General features: G+C 56.9%; 23 protein-coding genes and 1 tRNA gene. 16 read left to right on the plus strand and 8 right to left on the minus strand.

Features of this window, described 5'->3' with window-relative positions:
• The first annotated feature begins 1 nt into the window (after nucleotide 1).
• The 4 genes from M0R30_RS03495 to M0R30_RS03510 all read left to right on the plus strand — a co-directional run bounded on the left by M0R30_RS03495 (nucleotide 2) and on the right by M0R30_RS03510 (nucleotide 3,186).
• Nucleotides 2-1,711 carry a formylmethanofuran dehydrogenase subunit A gene (locus M0R30_RS03495; RefSeq protein ID WP_292543379.1) on the plus strand — a complete coding sequence of 570 codons (1,710 nt, stop codon included), beginning with the start codon at nucleotides 2-4 and terminating at the stop codon, nucleotides 1,709-1,711.
• A gap of 11 nt (nucleotides 1,712-1,722) precedes the next feature.
• On the plus strand, nucleotides 1,723-2,523 hold the full coding sequence (locus M0R30_RS03500; protein ID WP_292543383.1) for a formylmethanofuran dehydrogenase subunit C: 801 nt from the start codon (nucleotides 1,723-1,725) through the stop codon (nucleotides 2,521-2,523).
• A gap of 167 nt (nucleotides 2,524-2,690) precedes the next feature.
• Nucleotides 2,691-2,861 (plus strand): hypothetical protein, encoded by a 171-nt coding sequence (locus M0R30_RS03505; protein ID WP_292543384.1) that lies wholly within the window; start codon nucleotides 2,691-2,693, stop codon nucleotides 2,859-2,861.
• 142 nt (nucleotides 2,862-3,003) lie between these two features.
• The gene (locus M0R30_RS03510) at nucleotides 3,004-3,186 is read left to right on the plus strand and encodes a hypothetical protein (RefSeq protein ID WP_292543387.1); all 183 of its coding nucleotides are present in this window, start codon (nucleotides 3,004-3,006) and stop codon (nucleotides 3,184-3,186) included.
• Between the two features lie 322 nt (nucleotides 3,187-3,508).
• Here M0R30_RS03510 and M0R30_RS03515 read toward each other — a convergent pair whose 3' ends face one another.
• Nucleotides 3,509-4,762 carry a Coenzyme F420 hydrogenase/dehydrogenase, beta subunit C-terminal domain gene (locus M0R30_RS03515; RefSeq protein WP_292543390.1) on the minus strand — a complete coding sequence of 418 codons (1,254 nt, stop codon included), beginning with the start codon at nucleotides 4,760-4,762 and terminating at the stop codon, nucleotides 3,509-3,511.
• A gap of 2 nt (nucleotides 4,763-4,764) precedes the next feature.
• Nucleotides 4,765-6,828 (minus strand): formate dehydrogenase subunit alpha, encoded by a 2,064-nt coding sequence (gene fdhF, locus M0R30_RS03520; RefSeq protein WP_292543391.1) that lies wholly within the window; start codon nucleotides 6,826-6,828, stop codon nucleotides 4,765-4,767.
• Nucleotides 6,829-7,030: 202 nt separating this feature from the next.
• Between fdhF and M0R30_RS03525 the strand changes: the two genes are divergently transcribed.
• The 5 genes from M0R30_RS03525 to M0R30_RS03545 all read left to right on the plus strand — a co-directional run bounded on the left by M0R30_RS03525 (nucleotide 7,031) and on the right by M0R30_RS03545 (nucleotide 10,981).
• A complete protein-coding gene (locus M0R30_RS03525; RefSeq protein WP_292543393.1) occupies nucleotides 7,031-7,660 on the plus strand; it encodes a hypothetical protein in 630 nt (209 codons plus the stop codon).
• 186 nt (nucleotides 7,661-7,846) lie between these two features.
• Nucleotides 7,847-8,035: a hypothetical protein gene (locus M0R30_RS03530; RefSeq protein WP_292543395.1), complete on the plus strand. Its 189-nt coding sequence runs from the start codon at nucleotides 7,847-7,849 to the stop codon at nucleotides 8,033-8,035.
• A gap of 14 nt (nucleotides 8,036-8,049) precedes the next feature.
• Nucleotides 8,050-8,235, plus strand: a complete 186-nt coding sequence (locus M0R30_RS03535) for a hypothetical protein (protein ID WP_292543397.1) — start codon at nucleotides 8,050-8,052, stop codon at nucleotides 8,233-8,235.
• A 128-nt stretch (nucleotides 8,236-8,363) separates the two neighbouring features.
• Nucleotides 8,364-9,152, plus strand: a complete 789-nt coding sequence (locus M0R30_RS03540) for an MBL fold metallo-hydrolase (protein ID WP_292543399.1) — start codon at nucleotides 8,364-8,366, stop codon at nucleotides 9,150-9,152.
• Nucleotides 9,153-9,328: 176 nt separating this feature from the next.
• A complete protein-coding gene (locus M0R30_RS03545; RefSeq protein ID WP_292543401.1) occupies nucleotides 9,329-10,981 on the plus strand; it encodes an ATP-dependent DNA ligase in 1,653 nt (550 codons plus the stop codon).
• Here the strand turns inward: M0R30_RS03545 and M0R30_RS03550 are convergent.
• The 4 genes from M0R30_RS03550 to M0R30_RS03565 are packed head-to-tail and all read right to left on the minus strand — an operon-like array spanning nucleotide 10,969 to nucleotide 13,889.
• Nucleotides 10,969-12,120 carry a hypothetical protein gene (locus tag M0R30_RS03550; RefSeq protein WP_292543519.1) on the minus strand — a complete coding sequence of 384 codons (1,152 nt, stop codon included), beginning with the start codon at nucleotides 12,118-12,120 and terminating at the stop codon, nucleotides 10,969-10,971. The genes M0R30_RS03545 and M0R30_RS03550 overlap by 13 nt on opposite strands.
• Nucleotides 12,121-12,159: 39 nt before the next feature.
• Nucleotides 12,160-12,495 carry a hypothetical protein gene (locus M0R30_RS03555; protein WP_292543403.1) on the minus strand — a complete coding sequence of 112 codons (336 nt, stop codon included), beginning with the start codon at nucleotides 12,493-12,495 and terminating at the stop codon, nucleotides 12,160-12,162.
• Nucleotides 12,479-13,648, minus strand: a complete 1,170-nt coding sequence (locus tag M0R30_RS03560) for a glycosyltransferase family protein (protein WP_292543405.1) — start codon at nucleotides 13,646-13,648, stop codon at nucleotides 12,479-12,481. Before M0R30_RS03560 ends, M0R30_RS03555 begins: the two co-directional genes overlap by 17 nt.
• Before the next feature lie 40 nt (nucleotides 13,649-13,688).
• Entirely contained in the window at nucleotides 13,689-13,889 is a 201-nt protein-coding gene (locus M0R30_RS03565) for a PspC domain-containing protein (RefSeq protein ID WP_292543407.1), read from the minus strand.
• Nucleotides 13,890-13,994: 105 nt separating this feature from the next.
• Here M0R30_RS03565 and msrA point away from each other — a divergent pair, with 105 nt between their 5' ends.
• From msrA to M0R30_RS03585, 4 genes are all read left to right on the plus strand, one after another.
• On the plus strand, nucleotides 13,995-14,486 hold the full coding sequence (gene msrA / locus M0R30_RS03570) for a peptide-methionine (S)-S-oxide reductase MsrA (RefSeq protein WP_292543409.1): 492 nt from the start codon (nucleotides 13,995-13,997) through the stop codon (nucleotides 14,484-14,486).
• Between the two features lie 56 nt (nucleotides 14,487-14,542).
• Nucleotides 14,543-14,797: a hypothetical protein gene (locus M0R30_RS03575; protein ID WP_292543411.1), complete on the plus strand. Its 255-nt coding sequence runs from the start codon at nucleotides 14,543-14,545 to the stop codon at nucleotides 14,795-14,797.
• An 18-nt stretch (nucleotides 14,798-14,815) separates the two neighbouring features.
• Nucleotides 14,816-15,070, plus strand: coding sequence for a hypothetical protein (locus tag M0R30_RS03580; RefSeq protein ID WP_292543413.1), 255 nt, complete (start codon nucleotides 14,816-14,818; stop codon nucleotides 15,068-15,070).
• Between the two features lie 110 nt (nucleotides 15,071-15,180).
• Nucleotides 15,181-16,128 carry a magnesium transporter CorA family protein gene (locus tag M0R30_RS03585; RefSeq protein ID WP_292543415.1) on the plus strand — a complete coding sequence of 316 codons (948 nt, stop codon included), beginning with the start codon at nucleotides 15,181-15,183 and terminating at the stop codon, nucleotides 16,126-16,128.
• A gap of 289 nt (nucleotides 16,129-16,417) precedes the next feature.
• On the opposite strand, the gene M0R30_RS03590 is transcribed toward M0R30_RS03585, so the two are convergent.
• A tRNA-Val gene (locus tag M0R30_RS03590) sits at nucleotides 16,418-16,491 on the minus strand.
• A gap of 153 nt (nucleotides 16,492-16,644) precedes the next feature.
• Between M0R30_RS03590 and M0R30_RS03595 the strand changes: the two genes are divergently transcribed.
• The gene (locus M0R30_RS03595; protein WP_292543418.1) at nucleotides 16,645-16,947 is read left to right on the plus strand and encodes a DUF4389 domain-containing protein; all 303 of its coding nucleotides are present in this window, start codon (nucleotides 16,645-16,647) and stop codon (nucleotides 16,945-16,947) included.
• Nucleotides 16,948-17,651: 704 nt separating this feature from the next.
• On the opposite strand, the gene serA is transcribed toward M0R30_RS03595, so the two are convergent.
• Complete coding sequence (serA, locus tag M0R30_RS03600; RefSeq protein WP_292543420.1) at nucleotides 17,652-19,256, minus strand: phosphoglycerate dehydrogenase; 1,605 nt, start codon at nucleotides 19,254-19,256, stop codon at nucleotides 17,652-17,654.
• A gap of 175 nt (nucleotides 19,257-19,431) precedes the next feature.
• On the opposite strand from serA, the gene ppsA reads away from it, so the two are divergent.
• A complete protein-coding gene (gene ppsA, locus M0R30_RS03605; RefSeq protein ID WP_292543423.1) occupies nucleotides 19,432-21,717 on the plus strand; it encodes a phosphoenolpyruvate synthase in 2,286 nt (761 codons plus the stop codon).
• The gene (gene mfnA / locus M0R30_RS03610) at nucleotides 21,707-22,816 is read left to right on the plus strand and encodes a tyrosine decarboxylase MfnA (RefSeq protein ID WP_292543426.1); all 1,110 of its coding nucleotides are present in this window, start codon (nucleotides 21,707-21,709) and stop codon (nucleotides 22,814-22,816) included. Before ppsA ends, mfnA begins: the two co-directional genes overlap by 11 nt.
• Nucleotides 22,817-22,820: the final 4 nt, after the last annotated feature.

Below are 22,820 nucleotides of genomic sequence, written 5' to 3' on the forward strand. Positions count from 1 at the left end.
CATGTCAGAATATCTCATTAAGAACGGCCACGTCTTTGACCCGGTCCAGGGCATCAAGGGCGACAAGAAAGATATCGCAATCAAGGACGGGAAGATCGTTGACAAGGTCGGATCCGGTGCCAAGGTCATTGACGCAAAGGACAAGACCGTCATGGCAGGCGCCGTGGAGATCCACGCCCACATTGCAGGGCCCAAGGTCAACCTCGGCCGTATCTACCGGCCCGAGGACAAGCTCTTCAGCTGCACGCCCACGAAGGGTATGGAGCGGATGGGCGGCGGGGCTTCGATCCCGACCACGTTCAAGACCGGCTACGAATACGCGAAGATGGGCTACACTACCGCGATGGAAGCCGCAATGCCCCCGCTCTTCTCCCGCCACGTGCACGAGGAGATCCGCGACACCCCCATCATCGATGAGGGCGCATTCCCGGTCTTCGGGAACAACTGGTTCGTACTTGAGTACCTCAAGAACCACGAGATCGAGAACACCGCAGCCTACATTGCCTGGATGCTCCGCGTCACCAAGGGTTACGCAGTCAAGGTCGTCAACCCCGGCGGCACCGAGGCATGGGGCTGGGGACTGAACTGCCTCTCCATCAACGACCCGGTCCCGTACTTCGACATCACCCCAGCAGAGATCGTCAAGGGACTCATCGAGGCAAACGAGTACCTCGGCCTCCCGCACTCGATGCATATCCACCCGAACAACCTCGGGAACCCGGGATGTTACGAGACCACACTCGACACGCTCAGGCTCGCAGAAGGTTTCAAGGCAAAGAACAAGTTCGGCCGGGAGCAGGTCCTGCACCTCACCCACACCCAGTTCCACTCCTACGGAGGCACCACTTGGGGAGACTTCGAGTCCAAGGCAAAGGAAGTCACGGACTACGTCAACAAGAACAAGAACATCACCATCGACACCGGTAACGTCACCCTTGACGAGACCACTACGATGACTGCTGACGGCCCGTTCGAGCACCACCTCACCGGCCTCAACCACTTAAAGTGGGCGAATGTCGATGTGGAACTCGAGACCGCAGCCGGTGTCGTGCCCTACATCTACAGCCCGAACATCTCGGTCTGTGCGATCCAGTGGGCAATCGGCCTTGAGATCCCCTTAATGATGAAGGACCCGATGCGCTGCTACATCACCACCGACCACCCGAACGCAGGTCCGTTCACCCGGTACCCCCGTGTCATCAAGTGGCTCATGAGCAGGAAGGCCCGGGAGACCCAGATCAACGCCTTCAAGCACAAGGACAAGGTCCTTTCCCAGACGGCCATCGGCACTCTCGACCGGGAACTCTCGCTCTACGAGCTTGCCCAGATGACCCGTGCCGGCCCGGCAAAGTCCCTTGGTCTTTCCGCAGTCTGTGGTGGCCTCGCGCCTGGCATGGACGCGGATGTTGCAGTCTACAACTTCAACCCCGACAAGCCGGTTGCAGATCCGGAAGACATCGAGAAGGCATTCAGCCGCTGCGCAGCGGTCTTCAAGAGCGGCGTGCAGGTTGTCAGCAATGGCGACATCATCAGCAACGGCCACAAGCGTACCCTCTGGGTCAATGTCAAGACCAAGGAGAACCCGCAGGTCGCACGCGACATTGCTGAGAAGTTTGTCAAGTATTACAGCATGACGCAGAACAACTACGAAGCACTCGGGCACCACTTTGTCCCGAACCCGTTCGCCCTTGAGGTGGATGCAACCAACTGAGGTGGAAAAAGATGGAAACCGTTACCATTACCATGAAGAACGCGCCTGCACTGTATCTTGAGGCAGACACCATCTCTCCCGATGCATTTGCCGGCAAGAACGCGGCCCAGATCGCAGAACTCCCCGCGTTCGAGGGCAATGTTCCCACAACCCTGGGCAAGTACTTCGAGATCAGCGGCACTGCCGGAGCAACCGCAGCGGACACGAAGATCGTAGTCAAAGGCGATGTAAAGAAGGTCAAGTATCTCGGCTTCAAGATGAGCGCCGGGGAACTGGTCATCGAAGGCAGCACCGACCTCTATGTCGGGGCCTGGATGACGGGAGGCAAAATCCTCGCGAAGGGCGATGTCGCGGCATTTGCCGGGCTCGCCATGAAAGGCGGCGAACTCACCATCGAGGGCAATGCCGGCAACTATCTCGGTGCTGCCTACCGCGGCGACTGGAGAGGCATGTCCGGCGGCAAGATCCTGGTCAGGGGCAATGCCGGGTCCGATATCGGCATGTATATGACCGGTGGCGAGATCGTTGTCAACGGCAATGTCGATGTCCATGCAATGACCCATGCAGAAGGCGGGAAGCTCCTTGTCAAGGGCAATGCAAAGAGCAAGCTCGGGGGCCAGATGGTCAAGGGCGAGGTCATCATCTTCGGCTCCATCGACACGATGATGCCCGGCTTCAAGCCTGTAGGCGAAGTCGCACTTGAAGTCGAGGGTACCAGGGCAATGTTCTCGCATTTCATCGGCGACATGGGCGAGCGCCACCCCAAGCGGAAGGGCGAGACCGTGTACGCAAACCTGTACAAGAAGATCTGAATCACTTTTTTTTACGCACATACACACAGGCAGATCGCATCACAGGATCTTCCCGTATCTTTTTTGATCAAGCCAGTTGGCTTTTACCCGGAATCCGAAGTTCATCCGGGAGATTCCCGGCGGGAAATTGAAAAGATGTATCTAGGAAAAGTGTCAGAGAAAATATCATGGCGGAAAGACCAACGTGTGAACGCTGTGGGAAGGAGGCGATCGGGTTCCAGTCAATGGAGGGCGGTTTCGAATATGTCTGTTCAGACCATGCAGACAGTCTCCTCCTTGCACTCAAACCCGGTGAAAAAAAGGTGTACGGCGTCTGTTATCTCGAACGGTACTCCTGACACCGGATCGCTTCCCTGCAATGGACTGCGGATCCATTTCCCACGCAGGTTTTATTCAGGACCTGTGTCCCATCCCTGGTTTCCCCGGCCAGGCTCACAAGACCAAAAAGATGTATCTGTAAAACTCCAAGAGAGAATAACGATGGCGGAAAGACCAAAGTGCGAACGATGTGAGAAGGATGCAATCGGCCTCCAGTCACTGGGGTTCTGTGTTTCCTATGTCTGCCAGGACCATGCCGACAGCGCCCTTCTCGCTCTCAAGCCCGGCGAGAAACAGGCGTATGAATATTGTTATCTCGAACGGTTCGATACCACCGATCCCTGATATTTTCCAAAAACGAGGAGGGTCGCAACGCTCCCTGCGAGCCTGATACCTTTTTTTCGGCGTCAATCCCGGTGTTCAGGAATAACTGATACAGGACAGAATACATGAACACGACTTTCACAGGGCATTGAGGTGTGACAGGGAAGGCATGGTAAAGCCGGGTGGTGAATTGTGTGTATCGGCCTTATCCAAATACAACTCGTTATTAGAGAGAACTCTTGTCCTGCCCCACCAGTGTCTGAAAAATAATTAGTGTTGGCTGGTTTCCCCAGCCTCGGTCTAAGGATCCCGTATCCTTTCCTCTACGTTCCCGGGAAGGTGTTCACTTTTTCGCTACCGGGTTGAACACGTTCTGGTAGATCATGTCGCTGCCGGTGTTATGGAGCCGTGCACGCTCCTCCTTCTCCTCGACATACGCCATGAGCGGAAGTTCCATGTTGATACCCGGGACATGGCCGAACATCTTCTCGAGTTCGACCTGCTGGGCGTGCATGAAGAGCGCGTTGGGGATCTCCGCAGGGCAGAGTTCCTGGCACTGGCCACAGTTCACACAGGAGTCAGCAATATGGGCGAAGCGGATCAGGTGGAACATGAAGTTCGGCGGGAGTTCCCCGGGCTTGACATAGGCCGGGTTCTTGGTCGTGCAGTCCACGCAGTAGCAGATCGGGCAGGCCTCGATACAGGAATAACATTTGATGCAGCGGGAGGTTTCCTGCATAATCTTCTTTAACCGGTCTTTTCCTTCGCCAAGACCTTCGAAGTCGTGCTTGCGCCACTTGTCGCCAAGCTTCATCATTGCGCCCTCGACCTTTCCGCGGATCTCGAGACCCTTGGGGTTGGCTGCCTCAGTTACCAGAAGCCCTTTCTTGACGGCACCTTCGAGGAGTTTTGCACCCTTCTCGGAACAGATCTCGACAAAGGTTGCTTTGCCGGCCTTCTCGCCGATAACACCCCAGTTCCCGCAGGCAAGGTCTGCCTGGCGGGGGATCTTCATCTTGCAGCGGCGGCAGTTGCTGCGGCGTCCGTAGCCGGCCTCTTCGAGTTCGTCCACGGAGATACCCTTGTGACCCCCCTCGTACTCGATGATGAACTGGCCCTTGTCGATCTCTTCCTTCGTGACCACATTTGGATCAACACCGTACTTATCGGCGATCATCTTGCGGGCGAGGACCGGGCTGACCGATCCTCCGCAGTTGACACCGATCAGGATGACATTGTCGAGGTTGATCTGCTTGCGCTTGGCCAGTTCGTAAAACGCCATGGCATCGCAGCCCTTGACAGTGACACCGATCTTCATGTCCGCGGCGCCATCCATGTATTTTTTGAGGAGTTTGGGCAGGAGCAGGGTACCGCAGTGAAGAGAGCCGGCGGTCTTTGCAAGATCGTTAGGATCGGATATCAGGATCGGCTGTGCATCGTAGAGGTCCGTACCCTTGGTAACCACGAGGACTGCATCGACAGCCTTGGACTCGAGTGCAAATTTCCAGAGTGCGGTAACTGCTCCTCCGAGTTCAGCCTTCTTCTTGATCTCTGCGTCGTTGGTCCATGCGTAGAGCATATCGCCTTTCTTTGCCATATTCAGGCCTCCTTGATCTTCTCTATTTTACAGGAACAGGCCTTGAACTCGGGGATCTTTGCGACAGGATCGAGTGCATTGTGGGTGAGCAGGTTTGCTGCACATTCGATATAGTGGAACGGGATGAAGACGACACCCTTCTTGATGGTCTTGATCACGCGGGCGCCGATGGTAATCTCTCCCCTGCGGGAGATCGCCCTGACCATCTCCTTGTCCTTGATGCCCAGCGCCTTTGCGTCCTCGGGATTGACCTCGATCCAGCCCGTTGGCTCCTCACGCTCCAGGTCGGGGGAGCGGCGGGTCATGCTGCCGGTGTGCCACTGCCAGATGCAACGGCCGGTGGTCAGGAGGAGCGGGTACTCCGCGTCCGGTACTTCTGCCGGGGGTTTCCACTCGATCGGGGTAAAGATGCCAAGACCGTCCGGGTGGGAGAACTTTTCCTTGTGGAGGATAGGGGTACCCGGGTGCTCCTTTGTCGGGCAGGGCCAGTGGAGTGCTTCGGGCTTCTCGAGCCGGGCATAGTCCATGCCGGCATAGGAGGGAGTGACCTTGGTGATTTCCGTGAAAATCTCTTCTGCGCTCTTGTACGGGAACTGCTTCTCGAATCCCATGTACCTGGCGATATCACTGATGATCTGCCAGTCCACTTTGGCCTCGCCCGGCGGGTCCTGCGCCTTTCTCCACTTCTGGACACGGCGTTCGGTTGAGGTCTGGGTGCCGTCCTTTTCGGCATAGCAGGTTGCCGGAAGGACAACATGAGCAAGCTGTGCAGTCTCGGTCAGGAATATGTCCTGCACGACAATGAACTCGGCATTCCGGAGTCCCTTCTCCACGTGGTGGAGGTCCGGGTCGGAGAGCATCGGGTTCTCACCCATGATATAGACGCACTTGACCTTGCCGGGCTCATCGGCAAGCGTATTGATGAGCGTGGTGACCGTGAGACCGACTTTGCCCTCGGCGAGATCGGTTACGCCCCATGCATCCATCATCTTCTTGCGCATCTCGGGGACCAGCACCGACTGGTACCCGGAGTACACATTTGCAAGGGCTCCCATGTCGCAGGCGCCCTGCACGTTGTTCTGCCCACGCAGTGCGCAGATACCCGTGCCGGGTCTTCCGAGGTTGCCGGTCAGCATCTGGATGTTTGCAACCGACTTGACGTTGTCGACACCGGTCGTGTGCTGGGTAATACCCATCGAGTAGAGGATCGCGGACTGGCCGGACTTGCCAAACCACTCTGCCGCAGTGATGATGTCAGCTGCGGGAACACCGGTGATCTTCGAGACGTTCTCGGGGGAGTAGGCCTCCTTCATCACGACCTCTTTGACCTTCTCGAAGTCCTTTGTCCGGTTCTTGATGAAGTCCTTGTTCTCCCAGCCGTTCTTGAGGATCTGCTGCATCATGCAGTTCAGTAATGCCACATCGGTTCCGGAGTAGAACTGCAGGTGCAGGTCGGCGATCTTCCCGGTCGGCGTGAGCCGTGGGTCGGCATAGATGATCTTTGCGCCATTCGCCTTTGCCTGCATAATGCGGCGCCCGATCAGCGGGTGCTGCTCGAACGTGTTGGTGCCGATGACAAGGAGGCACTTTGATTCGGCAATGTCTGCAATTGACTGCGTCATTGCACCGGATCCAAACGCGCCGGCGAGCCCGACGACCGTGGATGCATGGCAGAGCCGGGCGCAGTGGTCGATGTTGGGGGTTTTTAAGACGGCCCTGGCAAACTTCTGCATCAGGTAGTTCTCTTCATTGGAGACACGGGCCGATGAAAGACAGGCCATCTCCTCTCCTTTGTAGGACTTGAACTTGGAGACGATGAGTTTGTATGCCTCGTCCCAGCTTGCTTCAACAAACTTCCCATCCTTCCTGATGAGAGGCTTGGTCAAACGTTCGGGGTTGTTCACGAATTCCCAGGCATAGTTGCCCTTGGGGCAGAGCTTTCCTTCATTCACCGGGTTGCGCTGCCACGGCGCAACGCCAACAACTTTCTTGTCTTTTACAACAAGGTTGAATCCACACCCCGTGCCACAATACGGACACGTAGTCGGTACATACTTGAATTCCATGTATACACACACCTCTGAATAAAAGAAAGTCCGAATTTGAGGATATTTAAGCGTATTGAAAAAAATGTGAAAAATGGTTAATATTGGTGGGTTCAATAGAAAGTCAGGCCGGGCAGGGTAAAATGGTTCCACCAATTATTGCACAAAGTCAATTGGCCGGCATTTATCCGGAAACTGCTGGATCGCGGGGAGCGCATACGTCATGAAACCACCCCGAATCCCCCCGCTTTTTAAGGACATTGTCCAGACCGCGATCTCTGCCTGTGACGGGCTCACCTTCACGGATCACGCGGCATGCCCGGCATGTGGCGGCCCCCTTACCGGATATGATACAAAAAAGAGGCAGTTCGCACACATGTTGGGCGACGACGGCCAAAAGACGCTGTTTGTCAGGGTCAGACGGTTTCAGTGTCGTACCTGTAAAAAAATCTGTTACGCAGATGAACCGTTCTATCCCGATACCCGGATCGGCTCCATCATCATTGACCTCTGCATTGCATTGTCCTTGACGATACCGGTAAACCGTATTCCGGCATACCTTGCGGCAATGGGAATTCATGTAACCCGTTCCAGCTGTCGGCTTTACGTACAGAACAACAGCAGTTACTATGTGCGGAACAATGTCCGGTACATCGAGACAGATAATATATTCGACATTCACCTGCCTCACTCCATTATCACCCTCTCAGCGCTGGCTGCAGACGCTGATACGGGAAGTTTTGTTAAGGGGAAGGAAGTGCTCGAAGCCTGTGGTTTTCCTTCCGCACAACGGACAAGCCTGAACAGCCGCTATCGCCTGAAACCATGGAAACCGCTGTGGAAGGAGAAATAAAAGAAGTACAGGGCCATACACGGTAATTTACGGGTCTGGCGGTATTTTTGGAAATGCTGGTTTGCGGGACCATTACCAGACGCTGTCCCTCCTCATTCAGACAATCTGTGTCTTGTGGATGAAAACGGACCCTCATTCAATAAATTTATCTGTTTGCTGACAGTAACAGTCTTTAAGGTTCGTTATATGGCTGATTTAATTACCGATATCCTGATCTATGCCGGTATCGGGATCATCACCTTCACCATCGGGATGATCCTCGGGTACCAGCTCCTGATAATGTATTACACGAAGCGGTTCATGGTCATTGCCAAGGAATGTTCAGATACAGACTCTGTCGTCCCCATGGTGGACGAGCTCGCCAGGGAGTCATGAACGGGGGTACTTACATGGTAGACATTGTTAGTTACACCTTAATCAGCATCACCTGCTTCTGTTTCGGGCTTATCGTCAGCTTCCAGCTGGCACACATCCATTACAGCCGCAAGCTTACGAATCTCGTGCGCCGCTCCATATCCACCAAGACCATTGCCCCGGTCCTTGCTGAATATGAGGGGCTCAAACCCAAAAAATAATTTTTTTCGCGGACAGCAGCAGGGAAGCCCGTTTTTTATCAGATCATACCTTTTTCCTCACCCATAACTCTGGTCGCTGGCAGGAACGTGTTATAGGCTCTAATACGAGGACAGCGAATAATGAGACCATGCGCTGTATCGTCCTTGCCAGCGGGAGCAAAGGCAATTGTGCTGTCATTGAAGGGAGCGCCGGGAGCATCCTCATCGATGCCGGGCTGAGCACGAAAGAGATGCTGCGCCGCATGGCCGCGACCGGGGTGGACCCGGACACGATCGATGCTGTGCTGGTAACGCACGAACACGGCGACCATGTCCGGGGGCTGGACGTAACCGCCCGGAAACTCGACATACCGGTATACGCAACGGAAGGAACGCTCCGGGATTTCCTGGAGCATCGCCGGACATCGCAAAAACCGCTCCGCCACCATACCTGCTCGTATCACGAGCAGTTTTCAGTTGGCAACTTCCTCATCAAGCCGTTCGGGACATCCCACGATGCAGCAGAACCCTGCGGGTTTGTGATCAGCGATGGGGATACCCGGATCGGTTACTGCACGGACACCGGCATCATGACAGCCCCGATGCTCGGACTCCTCCGGCCCTGCGACGGGATCGTCCTCGAGAGCAACCACTGCCCGGAGATGCTCGCAAACGGCCCGTACCCCGAGTCCCTGAAACGGCGGATCCGGTCAAAGCGGGGCCACCTCTCAAACCAGGCCGCGGCCGAATGTCTCCGGGGGTTCGGGAAGGACGTGCCCCGTATTATCCTCGCCCACTTAAGCGAGGTCAACAATACACCGGAGAAGGCGTGGGTCAGTGCCCGCGACGGGCTCGGGCTCTTCTTCGAAGAAGAGAGCGTCGTCGTCGCCACACAGTGCGGGACCTGCCCTGAACGGCCCCAAGAGTTCCGGTTGTAAGGGCGATCTTTGACGTTCTTTAAATCTGTCGGAACTCGAAGAACTTACATGGGTTCGGACCACTCGAAACTCGAAGAACGCTGGCGCGTTCTTCTCATCCTCACGGTTCTGATGAACCGTTCGGAAATCCAAACGTTAATCCCTCCCCCAAGGTAACATCTCACGAGAGAACCGCCATGCTCTTTATGGATTTTGCAAAGACCTGCGAGAGACTGGAAGACACTGCCGGCAGGCTCGATATGATCGGTATCATCAGTCAAGAGCTGACGGGCCTTTCTGAAGAGGAACTGCCGGTCTTTGTCAGGTTCGTCATGGGGAGGATCTTCCCGGACTGGAACTCCCGGAAACTCGGGATCGGGCCGAACATCCTGTACGATGCGGTCAGGAGCGTTGCCGGCGTCAGGAAGACGGCGGTTGTTGACCGGCTGAATAAGACCGGCGATATCGGCAGGACGGTCGAAGAACTTCTTCTCGTCAAGACCCAGACCTCCCTGTCCTATACCGAACTCGACCTCCTCGATGTTTACTATAAACTCGTCAGCATATCGTCACGCGAAGGAGAGGCATCGCAGCGGGAGAAAATGCGCACGGCGATGCAACTGCTTGGGGATGCCCGCCCGCTCGAAGGCCGGTACCTTGCCCGGATCATGCTCGAAGAACTCCGGATCGGTGTCGGGGAAGGAAGCGTGAGGGAAGCGATCGCAAAGGCGTTCAATGTGGATTCGGCGCTTGTGGAACACGCAATGCAGGCACTCAATGACATGGGCGAGGTGGCACGGCTCGCGAAGATCGGGCCGGATGCATTAAAGGACGTCCGGATCACGCCGTTCCACCCGGTCCGGATGATGCTTGCCCAGCAGGGAGCCATTGCGGACATGATCGAGGAGCACGGGCAGATCGCTGCCGAGTTCAAATACGACGGTTCCCGGTTCCAGTTCCACAAGAAAGGCAACTGGGCCCGGCTCTACTCCCGCCGGCTCGAGGACGTCACGGCAGCCCTGCCGGACGTGATCAGTCAGCTGTTGAGTGCCACCGAGCAGGACGTGATCCTTGACGGGGAAGTGATCGCGATCAAGGACGGGAAGCCGATGCCGTTCCAGTCCGTGCTCCGGAGGTTCCGCCGCCGTCACGATGTGGCGGAGGCGCAGGAGGCGATCGAGATGGTCCCAAACGTCTTCGATATCCTTTACCTGGACGGGGAGACGCTCATCGACCTGCCGTTTTCCGTACGCCGGAAAAGACTCGAGGGTGCGGTGACACGCTACATTGCCCCGCAGATCGTCAGCGGCGAACAGGCAGAGATCGAGAAGACCTATGATGCAGCCCTTGCTGCCGGTCACGAGGGGATCATGATCAAGGTGCCGTCTTCGCCCTATACCCCGGGCCAGCGGGGAAAGAACTGGATCAAGATCAAACCGGAGGTGGACACGCTCGACCTCGCGGTGATTGGCGCCGAGTGGGGCGAAGGGAAGAGGGCACACGTATTCGGCTCGTTCCTCGTTGCCTGCCAGGACCAGGGCCGGCTTGTCCCCATAAGCCGGGTCGCCACCGGCTTTTCCGATGAGCAGCTCGCCGAGGTGTTTGAGATGCTCAAAGAGAGCGTGATCAAAACTGAGGGCAAGGAAGTAACTTTTGAGCCGTCACTCGTCTTTGAAGTCGGGTATGCCGAGCTGCAGGCAAGCCAGAACTACAAAGGCGGGTTTACCCTTCGCTTCCCCCGGTTCATCCGGATCCGCGACGACAAGGACCTCGCGGATATCGAGACGATCGAAGGCATCAGGGCCCGGTACCAGCGGCAGGCAAACTCCGCACAGGCCTACCAAAAATGATTGAGTGTCCGCTGGGTCCGCAGTTCGGGGATCAGGGTGCTGTGGGCAACCCAGGCACCCGACCCGATGACGGTGACGGTCCGGGCTACTGCAGCATCCAGTGTCGGGCACGCCAGAGGGGGCGCTGCCATCGCCTTCCGTGTCGCCTCCCGGATCACCCAGCTCCCGAGCGGGGCCCAGTACTCGTTCGAAACGCTCCGGACCACGATCACGCGGGCGCAGCGCCGGATACTTTTCAGGTATTCGTACACGGCGAGCCGGGCCGAGTAGTATGCACCGGTTATCGGGGAATATCCTGACTTGGTCATCCCTTCACGGTCCTGCACGATCACATCCTCCTCCCCGCCCCAGAGCGTGTGCTTCCCCCATACCTCGATCATCTCGTACTTCCAGTCGCCCGGTACGAGGATACAGGCAATGCGGTTCCCGAAGATCTCGCCCGAGAAGACGAGGATCTCCTCAACGGGGGGGAACCGGGCGATCTCCTTTTTTAAGTTGATCGAAAGGGTGTCATCCACGGCGGTAATTGCCCAGCGGGTGGGGACAAACTTCCGCTTCCTCCCGAGGAGCCCCGCAGTCATCAGTTTCGAGATCTGGTACACGTCAACTGCCGAATCCTTCAGCGCAACGCAGGCCTCCGTTGCAACAAGATCGGTATCGGAAGTGATCCGGTCCACCACCCGCTCCACCTTTGCACTCCCGATAACATCCATGCTCTTTACCGATCCGGTCATCCCGACCGGCGCAACGGTACCGTCAAAACTGAGGCTGAACGCCACCGGCCGCTCGAAGGCGACATCCACATCGAGCGGGACCGAAGAGAGCGCGATCTCCTGCAGGTCTCCTGCAACGGCGGGGAGGGCCGAGCTCCCGCGGAGGGTGCGGGCACGGATGCCCACGATATCCTCCATGCCGAGGTTCTGCCGGATCCAGTCCGGGGGGTTGTCGGAATCGTTGATCAGGAGCGGGCCGCCCCGCACGTCGGGGTACCCGAAACTGCCGATGAAGACCGAGGGGGAACTGCCCTGGTAACTGGCAGAGGGTTTTGCCATCGAGGCGGCCTGCGCATGGAACCGGCTGACGATCGGGCAGCGGGGGAGCCCGCACATCCCTTTTCCCTTGCACTCTGCACACCGCATCATCGGTTACGCTCCATCCGGACAGGGCGACAGGGAATATTATTCGGGAAGGTGCGGGTCATGGGGAGGGAGTGCCGGCAGGCTGGTGACAACCGTGACATGCGGCGAGGAGATGGGGGGTACTGCCTGGGAGACGTTCACAAACCGGCTCTCGAATTCCGTAAACGAGACACGCCAGCCCACATCGTAGCGGGCCCCGCATTCCGGGCAGATGAGGATCACGCTGTACACCTCGCGGGTGGACTTGACCGGGTTTGTCTTGTCCGTGTTCGTGCCAATAAACGAGGTGTGGAACCCCCGTTCGTACCCGCAGGCCGGGCAGGTATGGAATTCCGTCCCCGCTTTGATATGGGTAATCTCACCGGATGCTTTCATAAAAATTCCTGAAATTCTTAACGATGATACTGTGGGGACGGGACCATATTGAGACAAAACCGCGTTCCGCAACAGAGATGATGACATCGGACGCGTTCTGCCGCCCGTTGACCCCGGCATGGGCTGCCCGGAACGGTTGGGGGACAATAGTCATAGTCTCGGCGATCTTCTGCTCCAGGAGCCCGGGGGTGATATTCCTCCCGTCGACAGAGGTCCCGGCCCCCATCTCCACGATCCTCATCGCATTGTTCTGCTGTTCGGGATGGCCCGGGTCCATGATGACAAGGACCGGTTTCTCGAAGATCAGCGCCTCGTGCAGCGTGGTAAGTCCCCCGTGCACGATCGCGATCCGTGCTGCGGCAAGGTGCTCGTGGAGGTTTTCGACATACCCGTGGGTATGGAAATTGTCCGATGACTCCGGCAGCACCGCCCCGGTATAGAAGACATCGAAGGTGAGGTCTTTTCTCCGGTCGGCAATCCCTTTCAGCATCCGGTACATCGGGAGCTTGTAGGGCTCACCACCAAAACTGGTGAAGATCGTCTTGTTGTCATACGTGAACCGTTCCGGCTCGAAGCGGAAGAACGGGCCGGTGAGACAGTACCGCTCCTGGTCGCGCGAGGAGTACCGGATATTGTACTTGCTGACGGTGTCGGGCGACGGGTAATCGGGGATGATCACTTTGCGCGCAAACCGCAGGTAACGGCGGATGAGAATGTTCAGGACCTTCCAGACAAGGTTCGTGGTGCCGTTCGGCCCGTTGAAATGGGTCTGGTTGGTGATGAAGACCACCGGGGCACGTGCCAGCCGTGCCCCCGTGACACCGGCGTACATCGTGTCGCAGACAACGCAGTCATAGCCATTCCTGCGGACGAGCTTCTTGACATCCAGGCCGGACTGGAGGAGGTTGAAAAAAAGGGTTTTTGAGTGCCAGAGGGTCTTTTTCAGGCTGAAGAAACCATCCGTTCCCTCAAGGCAGACTTCACGATGGATCCGGTGCAGTTCCGTGCACCCGTGCTGGTCCATGAAATCATACGACTTGCCATACCCGGCATAATGGATCGTATGCCCCTGCTGCTGCATATAGTGCCCGAGGTGGAGACAGCGGGAAGCATGCCCGAGTCCTTCACCGCAGACAACGAAAAGGATCTTCATTCGTGTCCTGCCGGACAGTTATGTTCTGATGGAAGATGAATTATGGTGTCTCTCCACCGGGCTCTTCGGGTATGAGGACCCATGCAATGAGGTAGACAAGGATGCCGGTGCCAAGCGACAGGAGCGTGAGGGCAACCCAGACCAGGCGGACCACCGTGGGATCGATATCAAGGTGCGAACCGATGCCCGTACAGACACCCCCGAGCATACGACCATGGAGCGGGCGGTACAATTTCTTCATGGTCAGAACTGGTTTTTTTCTGGCATTAAGACTGACCCTGCCGGTCAATGGTCACATGCAGAGCATTATAGTTCACGGGTACTAAGGGGGAGTGGGAATACTACGATGACCGTGACAGAGAGCAAACCGCTTGCGACATTCGGGGCCGGGTGTTTCTGGGGCATCGAAGAGGCGTTCCGGACCATTGAGGGGGTACTCTCAACTGCCGTCGGGTACATGGGAGGGACGGTGAAGGCCCCGACGTACGAACAGGTCTGTACCAGAGAGACCGGCCATGCGGAAGTGGTACAGGTGACATTCGATCCTGCAAAGGTCAGCTACGAGCGGCTGCTCGACGTGTTCTGGTCGGTTCATGACCCCACCCAGCTCAACCGGCAGGGGCCGGATATCGGATCCAACTACCGGTCGGTCATCTTTTACCACGACCCGGAACAGGAAAAGATCGCCCGGCAGTCAAAAGCGGATATCGAGACCTCTGGGCGGTTCGGGTCTGGCAGGATAGTTACCCTCATCCAGCCGGCGGGCGAGTTCTGGAAGGCCGAGGAGTACCACCAGCAGTACTTCGCAAAGCATGGCGGAGGGCGCTGCCACATCTGATAATAGTGGATAAGAATCCGCATTGTTTATCAATCTGGCCGGGATAATTCCGTACCATGGATATTTCCGGAACCATCCAGCTCATCGCAACCCTGGCAGAAGTCGTGGTTGCCATTATCGCAATCCTGATCGCAGTTACGAAGAAGAAGACCTACGGCTGGTTCGTGGGGATCACCTTCGGCCTTTTCGTAGTCTTTGACATTGCCCGCATCTTTACGCTGGAGATGTCAGCCGAATTGCACGCACTCGTCCTTCTCATCGCATGTATCTCGATGGTCTATGCAGCGTGGCTGATGTGGAAAGAGCAGTAAAAACGAGGGATACATACCATGGACACCTCGGGAACCATCCAGATCATTGCAAGCCTGGCAGAAGTCATAGTCGCTGTTCTTGCATTCCTGATCGCGACAAAGAAGAAAAAGACCTATGGCTGGTTCATGGGAATCACATTCAGCCTTCTCGTGGTCTTTAACTTCGCCCGCGTCTTCGCACTCGATATATCGGCCGAAGGGTATGCGCTGATATTCCTCGTCGCGTGTCTGTCGATGGTCTACGCGATCTGGCTGATGTGGACGGAGCAGTAACCTTCTTCGTTCCGGTTGCGAGTCAGGGCCGGAACGCAGGCTTATAAGGGATACCGGATACCATTAGCTTATCATAACGGCAACCGCGGGGGCCGTCAGGTCGTGGGGACATGATTCAGATTTACAAGTCAAGGAAAGATTCCGACCCGTCTGGCACGGACATTGTCGATGTCCCGTGTGAGGGCGCATGGGTCCGCATGACCAGCCCGACCGACGCGGAACTGACCCAGATCGCTGAATCGTGCTCTCTCCCGCCGGAGTTCCTTCGTGCTGCACTCGATGAGGAGGAGCGGCCGCGCATTGATGCCGAGGACGGGGTTGTCCTCATCGTCCTCGACGTCCCGATGGTCACGGAGATGGAGGGGATCCGGACCCTGACAACGCTCCCGCTCGGGATTATCATTTCAGAGACCCTGGTCGTCACCGTATGCAGCCGCCAGACCCCGATCCTCGATGATTTCATCGCGGGCAAGGTCCGGCACTTCCACACGGTCAAGAAGACCCGGTTCCTCTTCCAGATCTTCTACCGCAACGCCTCCTCCTACCTGCACCACCTGCGCCAGATCGAGAGGTCAATCTCCCGGATCGAACTCGAACTGCACCGCTCCATGAAGAACGAGGAACTCTTCCAGATGATGGAGCTCGAAAAGAGCCTCATCTACTTCTCGACCTCGCTCAAGTCCAACGAGGCCGTGCTGGAACGGATCCTGCGCACCAAGCCCCTGAAGATGTACGAGGACGACGCCGAGTTCCTCGAAGACGTCATCATCGAGAACAAGCAGGCCATGGAGATGTCGCAGATCTACCTGCACATCTTAAACGGGATGACACAGGCATTCGCCACCATCATTTCGAACAACTTAAGCATCGTGATGAAATTCCTCGCCTCGATCACGATCATTATCGCCATCCCGACGATGATTGCGAGTTTCTACGGGATGAACGTGCTGGACCTTCCCCTCTCGGAAACCCCGCTTGCTTTTGAGATTATCTTTGCATTCTCGGTGATGATATCGGTCCTCCTCGGCCTCTTCATGTGGCGGAAGAAGTTCTTTTAGTCGGTGAGGGGCATCAGACCCGAACCGCGAGAAGAACACAGCAGCGTTCTTCGAGTTCCGACAGGTCTTCAGGCCTGGAGGAGGAGAAGGGAGGCATCAGCCGACCTTCGACCAGATAGTTTCATTTTCCCGGGAAGGTATATCCCCGGGTCTTTTTCGTGAACGCATCAGCGGTGTTACTTTTTTTCAGGAGATTACCTTTTCAGGGAGGAACATATTGCTGCGTCTTTGCCAGCAATACTCCGACAGCGAGCGCTCCCGCTCCGCAAAAACAGTAAATGGAAAAAGATGGGCCCGCTGAGATTCGAACTCAGGACCTCCGCCATGTCAAGGCGACGTCATAGCCAACTAGACCACGAGCCCTCGTAAGTCTGATGCTCTATAACATCTGCTCTGGTATTATTAAAAATTAGTGTAAAGTTGTTCCGGGCCGGGCAGACCATGGAATGAAAATGAGGGGGCGCAAAAACCGGATCCTTTATCTGAACACCACTCCCATCCCTCTCTTGTATCACCATGACTGAACAGACGCAACTCTTCACGTTCGAGCATGACGCCGGCCGTCTCGAACTGCTCATCCGTATCATATACTGGATCCTGATCGGGATTGTCCTCTGGGTCTACGGGATCATTGCCGGTATCTGCCTCATCATCCAATGGATTCACATCCTCGTTCTCGGGCGCAGGAACGAGGCGTTATCGGATCTTGTCAAAGGGTATCTCGAATACATGATCCACGTGCTGCCCTATGTCTACTTCATGACCGACAAGCGGCCGGACATTATGCCGGTTCCGGTCAGGATAATCGAGGAACTCTAAAAGAGTTCTTCTCATTCTCTCCTTTTTTTATCCAGGATTGCATACTTACTGAAGCGACGGGGGTATCGTTCTCCCGCTGGATAAGGTTCCCAGCAGTACTGCAAGGAGGAGGGGCCCCCTGCAAACAATATGTACACCATCCGACCCCCTCCACCACATCACCACGGGCGCATGCACAGGGCCCGGTTAACAGATTTTCGGTCAAAGTCCGATCGATCCGGATCGGTTTTTCATCAGGGTCGCTGCTCAGCCACAAAGTCTGCCCCTGCCCGACCCCCCTCCGGCAAAAGATCGTGATAAATAACATTTTTCCGTCGTATTTTCCACGGGAAACTGGACATTTTCCGTACCTGCATGAGGGGGGTCGGGCAGGGGCAATCCGGAAAAAAATGATCGGGTTTGAAAAATTTTCAATCAGGGTTTGATCGATCCGGATCTATTTTTCAATCAAAGTTGCGATCGCGATGAAATCAATAATTCAATCATGACCTGACTGAAAAGTTTCACGGTTTTTCAAATCCGACAGGTCATCAGACCTGGAGGAAGAGAAGAAACCGTAAGGTTTCTTCGAACCGCGATCCTGATCACGATGGATTTTTTTCAGGCAGGATCTGCTTTAAACGATATCCGCTCTTTGATGAGGAAATCCCGAGAACCCCATAAATGAGATCGAATGATTTCTGCAGAGCAAAAAAAGGATTATCTCAGATCTTCTCGTCCGATATCCTGGCAAACGTCATGGAGGAGATTCCCGGGAGGCCGCGGAGCTCATCAATTACGGCCTGCGGCACATCGCTGTCAACGTTTAAGACCATCAGCGCCGGTTCCTCGGGCTTGAACCGGCCGACCTGCATGCCGGCGATATTGATATTGTTCTTACCAAGGATGGTTGCCGCCCGCCCGATCACGCCGGGCTTATCGAGGTGACGGGAGACCAGCACGTGACCTTCGGGGATCATGTCCATCGTGTAGCCGCCGACCGCAACGATCCGGCTCCGGCCCTTGAAGAAGACCGTCCCGCTGACACTCTCTTCACCCTTATCGGTCTTGATCCTGAGGGTAATGAGGTTCTTGAACCCACTTGATTCCTGTGTCACCGTCTCGCTGACCGCAATACCGCGCTCCTTTGCAATGAAGTCCGCGTTGACAATATTGACCGGCTGCTGGAGGATCGGGTCAAGGAGACCCTTGAGGGCAAGCCGTGTGACATACTTCATGCTGCCGGCATACGCAGAGAGTTCTCCGCCATAGATGCACTCAACGGACGAGAGCCTGCCACCCGCGATCTGGGTGACGAACCGGCCCATCTTCTCCGCAAGCTGGGCATAGGGTGCGAGGAGTTCTGCGTGCTCGGGCGGGACCATCGGTGCGTTCACGACGTACTTCGCGGAGCCGCCTTTCAGGACCTCGATGCACTGCTTTGCCACGGAGACCGCCACGTTCAGTTGCGCCTCGACCGTGCTTGCCCCGAGGTGCGGGGTGACGATCACCTGGTCGAGGGTGAGAAGCGGTGACTCGGTCGGGGGTTCCTGCTCGAAGACATCGAGGGCCGCTCCGGCCACCTTGCCGCTCTTGATCGCGTCATAGAGCGCCTTCTCGTCGATGATGCCCCCACGGGCGCAGTTGATGATCCGGACGCCGTCTTTCATCGTCGCGATGCTCTTTTCGTTGATCACGTGCGTTGTCTCGGGGATGAGCGGCGTGTGGACAGTGATCACGTCAGCGACCTTGAAGAGGTCGGCCATGGTCATCATCTCGACGCCGAGCTGGGCCGCACGTTCCTTGGTGATGAACGGGTCGTAGGCAACGCACTTCATGTCCATTGCCTGTGCCCTCTTTGCAACTTCGCGCCCGATCCGGCCAAAGCCGACGATACCAATAGTCTTCTCGTTGAGCTCGACACCCATGAACTTCGAGCGCTTCCACTCCTTCTTCTTCAGGCTTGCATTTGCCTGCGGGATGTTCCGGGCGAGCGACTGCATCATGGCCATCGTGTGCTCGGTCGCCGCAAGGGTGTTACCCTCTGGAGCGTTTGCCACGATGATCCCTTTCCGGGTCGCCGCGTCCATATCGATATTGTCCACGCCGACTCCGGCACGGCCAATGAACTTCAGTTTCTTCCCGGCTTCGATTACTTTCGCGTTGACATCCGTCCCGCTCCGTACCAGCAGGGCATCGTAGTCCCCGATGATCTTACAGAGCTCGTCTTCCGTAAGCCCGGTCTTGACATCCACGTCAACGACCGGCCGCAGGATAACGAGGCCCTCTTCCGCCAGCGGATCGCTGACGAGCACTCTCGCATTTGCCATAAAAAACCCATATACTATTTGCGCCGTACTTAATCAGGGTTATTCTTCGTGCGGCTGGCGCTTTCCGGCACCCGGGTAAAAAATATCCGCACGGGAAAGGGGTTTATCCGCACCAGGGAAACGGGGTATCATAACCCTTAAACAGGGTGGCGGCAAGATCATAAGTGGTGCGAGCATGAGAGATGTGCCGAATATTCTGTGGCTCGAGGAGATACGAAAAGAGGATATCATTTCCGTCGGGGGCAAAGGGGCGTCCCTTGGCGAGATGGCCTCCATCGGTCTTCCCGTCCCGAAAGCCTTCGTCGTAACGGCCCAGGCATTCCGCAGGTTTTTAGTCGAGACCAGTCTTGAAAAGAAGATTTTTGCATCGTTCGACCGGCTCGATGTGGAGGACAACGCGGCACTTGAGAAAGCAGCCGACAATGCCAAGGCACTCGTCATGAAAGCGAAGATGCCGGCATCGATCCGGGACGACATCCGGAAGTCCTACAAGAAGATGTCGGACGGGGAACTCATCGTCGCCGTCCGGTCAAGTGCCACGGCCGAGGACCTGCCCGATGCCAGTTTTGCCGGCCAGCAGGAGACTTACCTCAATATCAAGGGCGAAGCAGCCCTCATCTCCTCGGTCCAGCAGTGCTGGGCTTCGCTCTACGGTGCCCGGGCGATCTATTACCGGGCAAAGCAGGGGTTCGACGACAATACCGTGAATATCGCAGTCGTAGTCCAGCAGCTCGTCCACTCGGAGAAGGCAGGTGTCATGTTCACGTCCCACCCGATCACGGGCGAGCCCCTCACGATCATCGAGGGCTCATGGGGCCTTGGGGAAGCCGTTGTCTCCGGTTCGGTCTCGCCGGACAAATATGTCTTCGATCAGAGGAGCGAGAAGATTGTTGACACGTTCATAGCGAACAAAAAAGTCGAGATCATTGCAAACGGGGACCATGGCACGAAGATTGCGGATGTGCCGAAGGACCGGCAGGACGCCCGGGTGCTTGCCGATGCGGAAGTAGCCAAGCTCGCAATGTATGGCAAGATCGCCGAGAACCACTATGGCGTCCCGCAGGACGTCGAGTGGGGCGTCGTGGCAGAGACGATCTATATTCTCCAGTCCCGCCCGATCACGACCATCGGGAAGAAGGAGGCAAAGGGTATGTCAGGTCAGAAGTCAAGCGCAACGATCATTCTGAAGGGCCAGGGAGCGGCACCGGGTATCGCCTCCGGCAAGGTCATCATCGTCAGGGACGTGAAGGACACCAGTGCGGTCAGGGAAGGGGACATCCTCGTCACGAAGATGACGAACCCGGACATGGTGCCGGCAATGCGCAAGGTCGCCGCGATCATCACGGATGAAGGCGGCATGACCTGCCACGCGGCGATCGTGAGCCGTGAACTCGGCACTCCCGCGATTGTCGGGACGAAGACGGCAACGCACCAGCTGAAGAACGGCCAGCTCATCACCGTTGATGGCGAGATGGGTCTCATCTACGAGGGCGATGTCACCTCGGCAGGCCCTTCGCCGTCAGCGGTTTCACCGCAGGCCATCATCGGCCACGCCCCGATCATCACCGCAACGAGCGTGAAGGTGAACGTCTCCATTCCCGAGGCAGCGGTGCGGGCGGCAGCAACCGGCGCCGATGGTGTCGGACTCCTCCGGATCGAGCACCTGATCCTCGGCCTCAACAAGACCCCCGGCTGGTATATCACCAACAACCGCGAGGAGGAATTTGTCAAGGAACTCCACGACGGTATCAAGATCGTGCTCGATGCCTTCCCGGGAAAACCCGTCTGGGTCCGTACCCTCGATGCCCCGACCGACGAGTTCCGGAACATGGCAGGCGGCGAGCACGAGCCGCACGAGCACAACCCGATGCTCGGCTGGAGAGGTATCCGCCGCGACCTCCAGAGCCCGGACCAGTTCCGGCTCCAGATCGAGGCATTCAAGCGCCTCTGGAAGGAGGGCTACGACCACCTCGGCATCATGTTCCCGATGGTCTCCCACCCCGACCAGTTTATTGTCGGCAAGGAGATGATGCGGGCCTGCGGCGTGGACGTAGAGAACGTGACGCTCGGCATCATGATCGAGATCCCGGCAAGCGCGATCATGATTGAGGACTTCATCCGGGCCGGCATCAAGTTCGCCTCGTTCGGCACGAACGACCTGATCCAGTACACGCTCGCCATTGACCGGAACAACGAGAACGTGGCGGACATGTACAACCCGCAGCACCCGGCCGTCCTTTCCCTCATCCACACCGCGATCCAGGTGTGCCGGGCCTACAATGTCGAGTGCTCGATCTGCGGGCAGGCCGGCTCCGACCCGAAGATGGCAGCCTGGCTCGTGGAGCACGGCATAACGAGCGTCTCGGCAAACATCGACGCCATCGCGAAGATCCGCGAGACCGTCGCAAAGACAGAAAAACGCATCATCCTCGAAGCCGCGAGAACCAAAGATGCTGAATAAGGGTCAGTCTGAAGAAGAACTCTTCACATTCCTCTCGCAGAAACGGCGGGAGGACCTTGACCACGATTTTATTTTAAGCTCCATGTGTACCATTCCCCACTCCGTTGCAGTGAGGGCGCACTGCATGTTCATGGAGACGAACCTCGGCGACCCGGGGCTCTTCCCCGGCACGTTCTCGCTCGAACAACTCCTCATCAGCAGGTTCGGCACGCTCTTCCACTGCCCGGATGCAGAGGGGTACGCAACGAGCGGGGGTACCGAGTCCAACATCCAGGCGCTCCGTCTCGCGAGGGTAGAGAAGAGCGGGATCGAGAAACCAAACGTGATCGTCCCGGAGTCCGCTCACTTCTCGTTCAAGAAAGCCTGCGATATGCTCAGCCTCGATATGCGCAGCGTGCCAATCACCAAAGATTTCCGGATGGATGCGGGTGCGGCAGCCGGGCTTATTGACAGGAATACCATTGCCCTTGTCGGTATTGCCGGCACGACCGAGTACGGCATGGTCGACCCGATCGCCGACCTTGCAAAGATCGCCGTGCAGCACGACCTTTTTTTCCACGTGGACGCGGCATTCGGTGGCATGGTGATCCCGTTCCTCGACTACCCGACGCCCTTCGATTTTGCCCTCCCGGGCGTCACGACCATCGCCGTCGACCCGCACAAAATGGGCATGAGCACGATCCCCTGCGGCTGCCTCCTCACCCGCGAGCCGGACAGGCTCAACAGCCTTAATATCGACACGCCCTATCTCACGGTGAAGCAGGAGTACACCCTTGCCGGCACCCGCCCGGGCGCTCCCGTTGCCGGGGCGCTCGCCGTACTCGACTATCTCGGTGTCGAGGGCATGAGAGCGGTCGTTACCGGGTGCATGAAGAACACGGAGCGCCTGATCGCGGGTATGGAGACGCTCGGGTATACCCGGGCAGCAACCCCGGACCTCAACGTCGCGACATTCATCTGCGGGAAAGAGGCCGTGCCCGGGGCGTGGAGGGTCTCCTGGACCCGGAAAAATCACCTGAGGATCGTCTGCATGCCACACGTGCACGCGGGAAGGATCGAGGCGTTCCTAACGGATATGCAAAACAGCAGGACACGGTGAACAA

The organism is Methanoregula sp. (assembly GCF_023227875.1).
Classification (GTDB): domain Archaea; phylum Halobacteriota; class Methanomicrobia; order Methanomicrobiales; family Methanospirillaceae; genus Methanoregula.

Excerpts from the sequence above, each read along its gene's own strand:
- M0R30_RS03495 (WP_292543379.1), top strand. The coding sequence starts at position 2 with ATGTCAGAATATCTCATTAAGAACGGCCACGTCTTTGACCCGGTCCAG.
- M0R30_RS03500 (WP_292543383.1), top strand. The coding sequence starts at position 1,723 with ATGGAAACCGTTACCATTACCATGAAGAACGCGCCTGCACTGTATCTT.
- M0R30_RS03505 (WP_292543384.1), top strand. The coding sequence starts at position 2,691 with ATGGCGGAAAGACCAACGTGTGAACGCTGTGGGAAGGAGGCGATCGGG.
- M0R30_RS03510 (WP_292543387.1), top strand. The coding sequence starts at position 3,004 with ATGGCGGAAAGACCAAAGTGCGAACGATGTGAGAAGGATGCAATCGGC.
- M0R30_RS03515 (WP_292543390.1), bottom strand. The coding sequence starts at position 4,762 with ATGGCAAAGAAAGGCGATATGCTCTACGCATGGACCAACGACGCAGAG.
- fdhF (WP_292543391.1), bottom strand. The coding sequence starts at position 6,828 with ATGGAATTCAAGTATGTACCGACTACGTGTCCGTATTGTGGCACGGGG.
- M0R30_RS03525 (WP_292543393.1), top strand. The coding sequence starts at position 7,031 with ATGAAACCACCCCGAATCCCCCCGCTTTTTAAGGACATTGTCCAGACC.
- M0R30_RS03530 (WP_292543395.1), top strand. The coding sequence starts at position 7,847 with ATGGCTGATTTAATTACCGATATCCTGATCTATGCCGGTATCGGGATC.
- M0R30_RS03535 (WP_292543397.1), top strand. The coding sequence starts at position 8,050 with ATGGTAGACATTGTTAGTTACACCTTAATCAGCATCACCTGCTTCTGT.
- M0R30_RS03540 (WP_292543399.1), top strand. The coding sequence starts at position 8,364 with ATGCGCTGTATCGTCCTTGCCAGCGGGAGCAAAGGCAATTGTGCTGTC.
- M0R30_RS03545 (WP_292543401.1), top strand. The coding sequence starts at position 9,329 with ATGCTCTTTATGGATTTTGCAAAGACCTGCGAGAGACTGGAAGACACT.
- M0R30_RS03550 (WP_292543519.1), bottom strand. The coding sequence starts at position 12,120 with ATGCGGTGTGCAGAGTGCAAGGGAAAAGGGATGTGCGGGCTCCCCCGC.
- M0R30_RS03555 (WP_292543403.1), bottom strand. The coding sequence starts at position 12,495 with ATGAAAGCATCCGGTGAGATTACCCATATCAAAGCGGGGACGGAATTC.
- M0R30_RS03560 (WP_292543405.1), bottom strand. The coding sequence starts at position 13,648 with ATGAAGATCCTTTTCGTTGTCTGCGGTGAAGGACTCGGGCATGCTTCC.
- M0R30_RS03565 (WP_292543407.1), bottom strand. The coding sequence starts at position 13,889 with ATGAAGAAATTGTACCGCCCGCTCCATGGTCGTATGCTCGGGGGTGTC.
- msrA (WP_292543409.1), top strand. The coding sequence starts at position 13,995 with ATGACCGTGACAGAGAGCAAACCGCTTGCGACATTCGGGGCCGGGTGT.
- M0R30_RS03575 (WP_292543411.1), top strand. The coding sequence starts at position 14,543 with ATGGATATTTCCGGAACCATCCAGCTCATCGCAACCCTGGCAGAAGTC.
- M0R30_RS03580 (WP_292543413.1), top strand. The coding sequence starts at position 14,816 with ATGGACACCTCGGGAACCATCCAGATCATTGCAAGCCTGGCAGAAGTC.
- M0R30_RS03585 (WP_292543415.1), top strand. The coding sequence starts at position 15,181 with ATGATTCAGATTTACAAGTCAAGGAAAGATTCCGACCCGTCTGGCACG.
- M0R30_RS03595 (WP_292543418.1), top strand. The coding sequence starts at position 16,645 with ATGACTGAACAGACGCAACTCTTCACGTTCGAGCATGACGCCGGCCGT.
- serA (WP_292543420.1), bottom strand. The coding sequence starts at position 19,256 with ATGGCAAATGCGAGAGTGCTCGTCAGCGATCCGCTGGCGGAAGAGGGC.
- ppsA (WP_292543423.1), top strand. The coding sequence starts at position 19,432 with ATGAGAGATGTGCCGAATATTCTGTGGCTCGAGGAGATACGAAAAGAG.
- mfnA (WP_292543426.1), top strand. The coding sequence starts at position 21,707 with ATGCTGAATAAGGGTCAGTCTGAAGAAGAACTCTTCACATTCCTCTCG.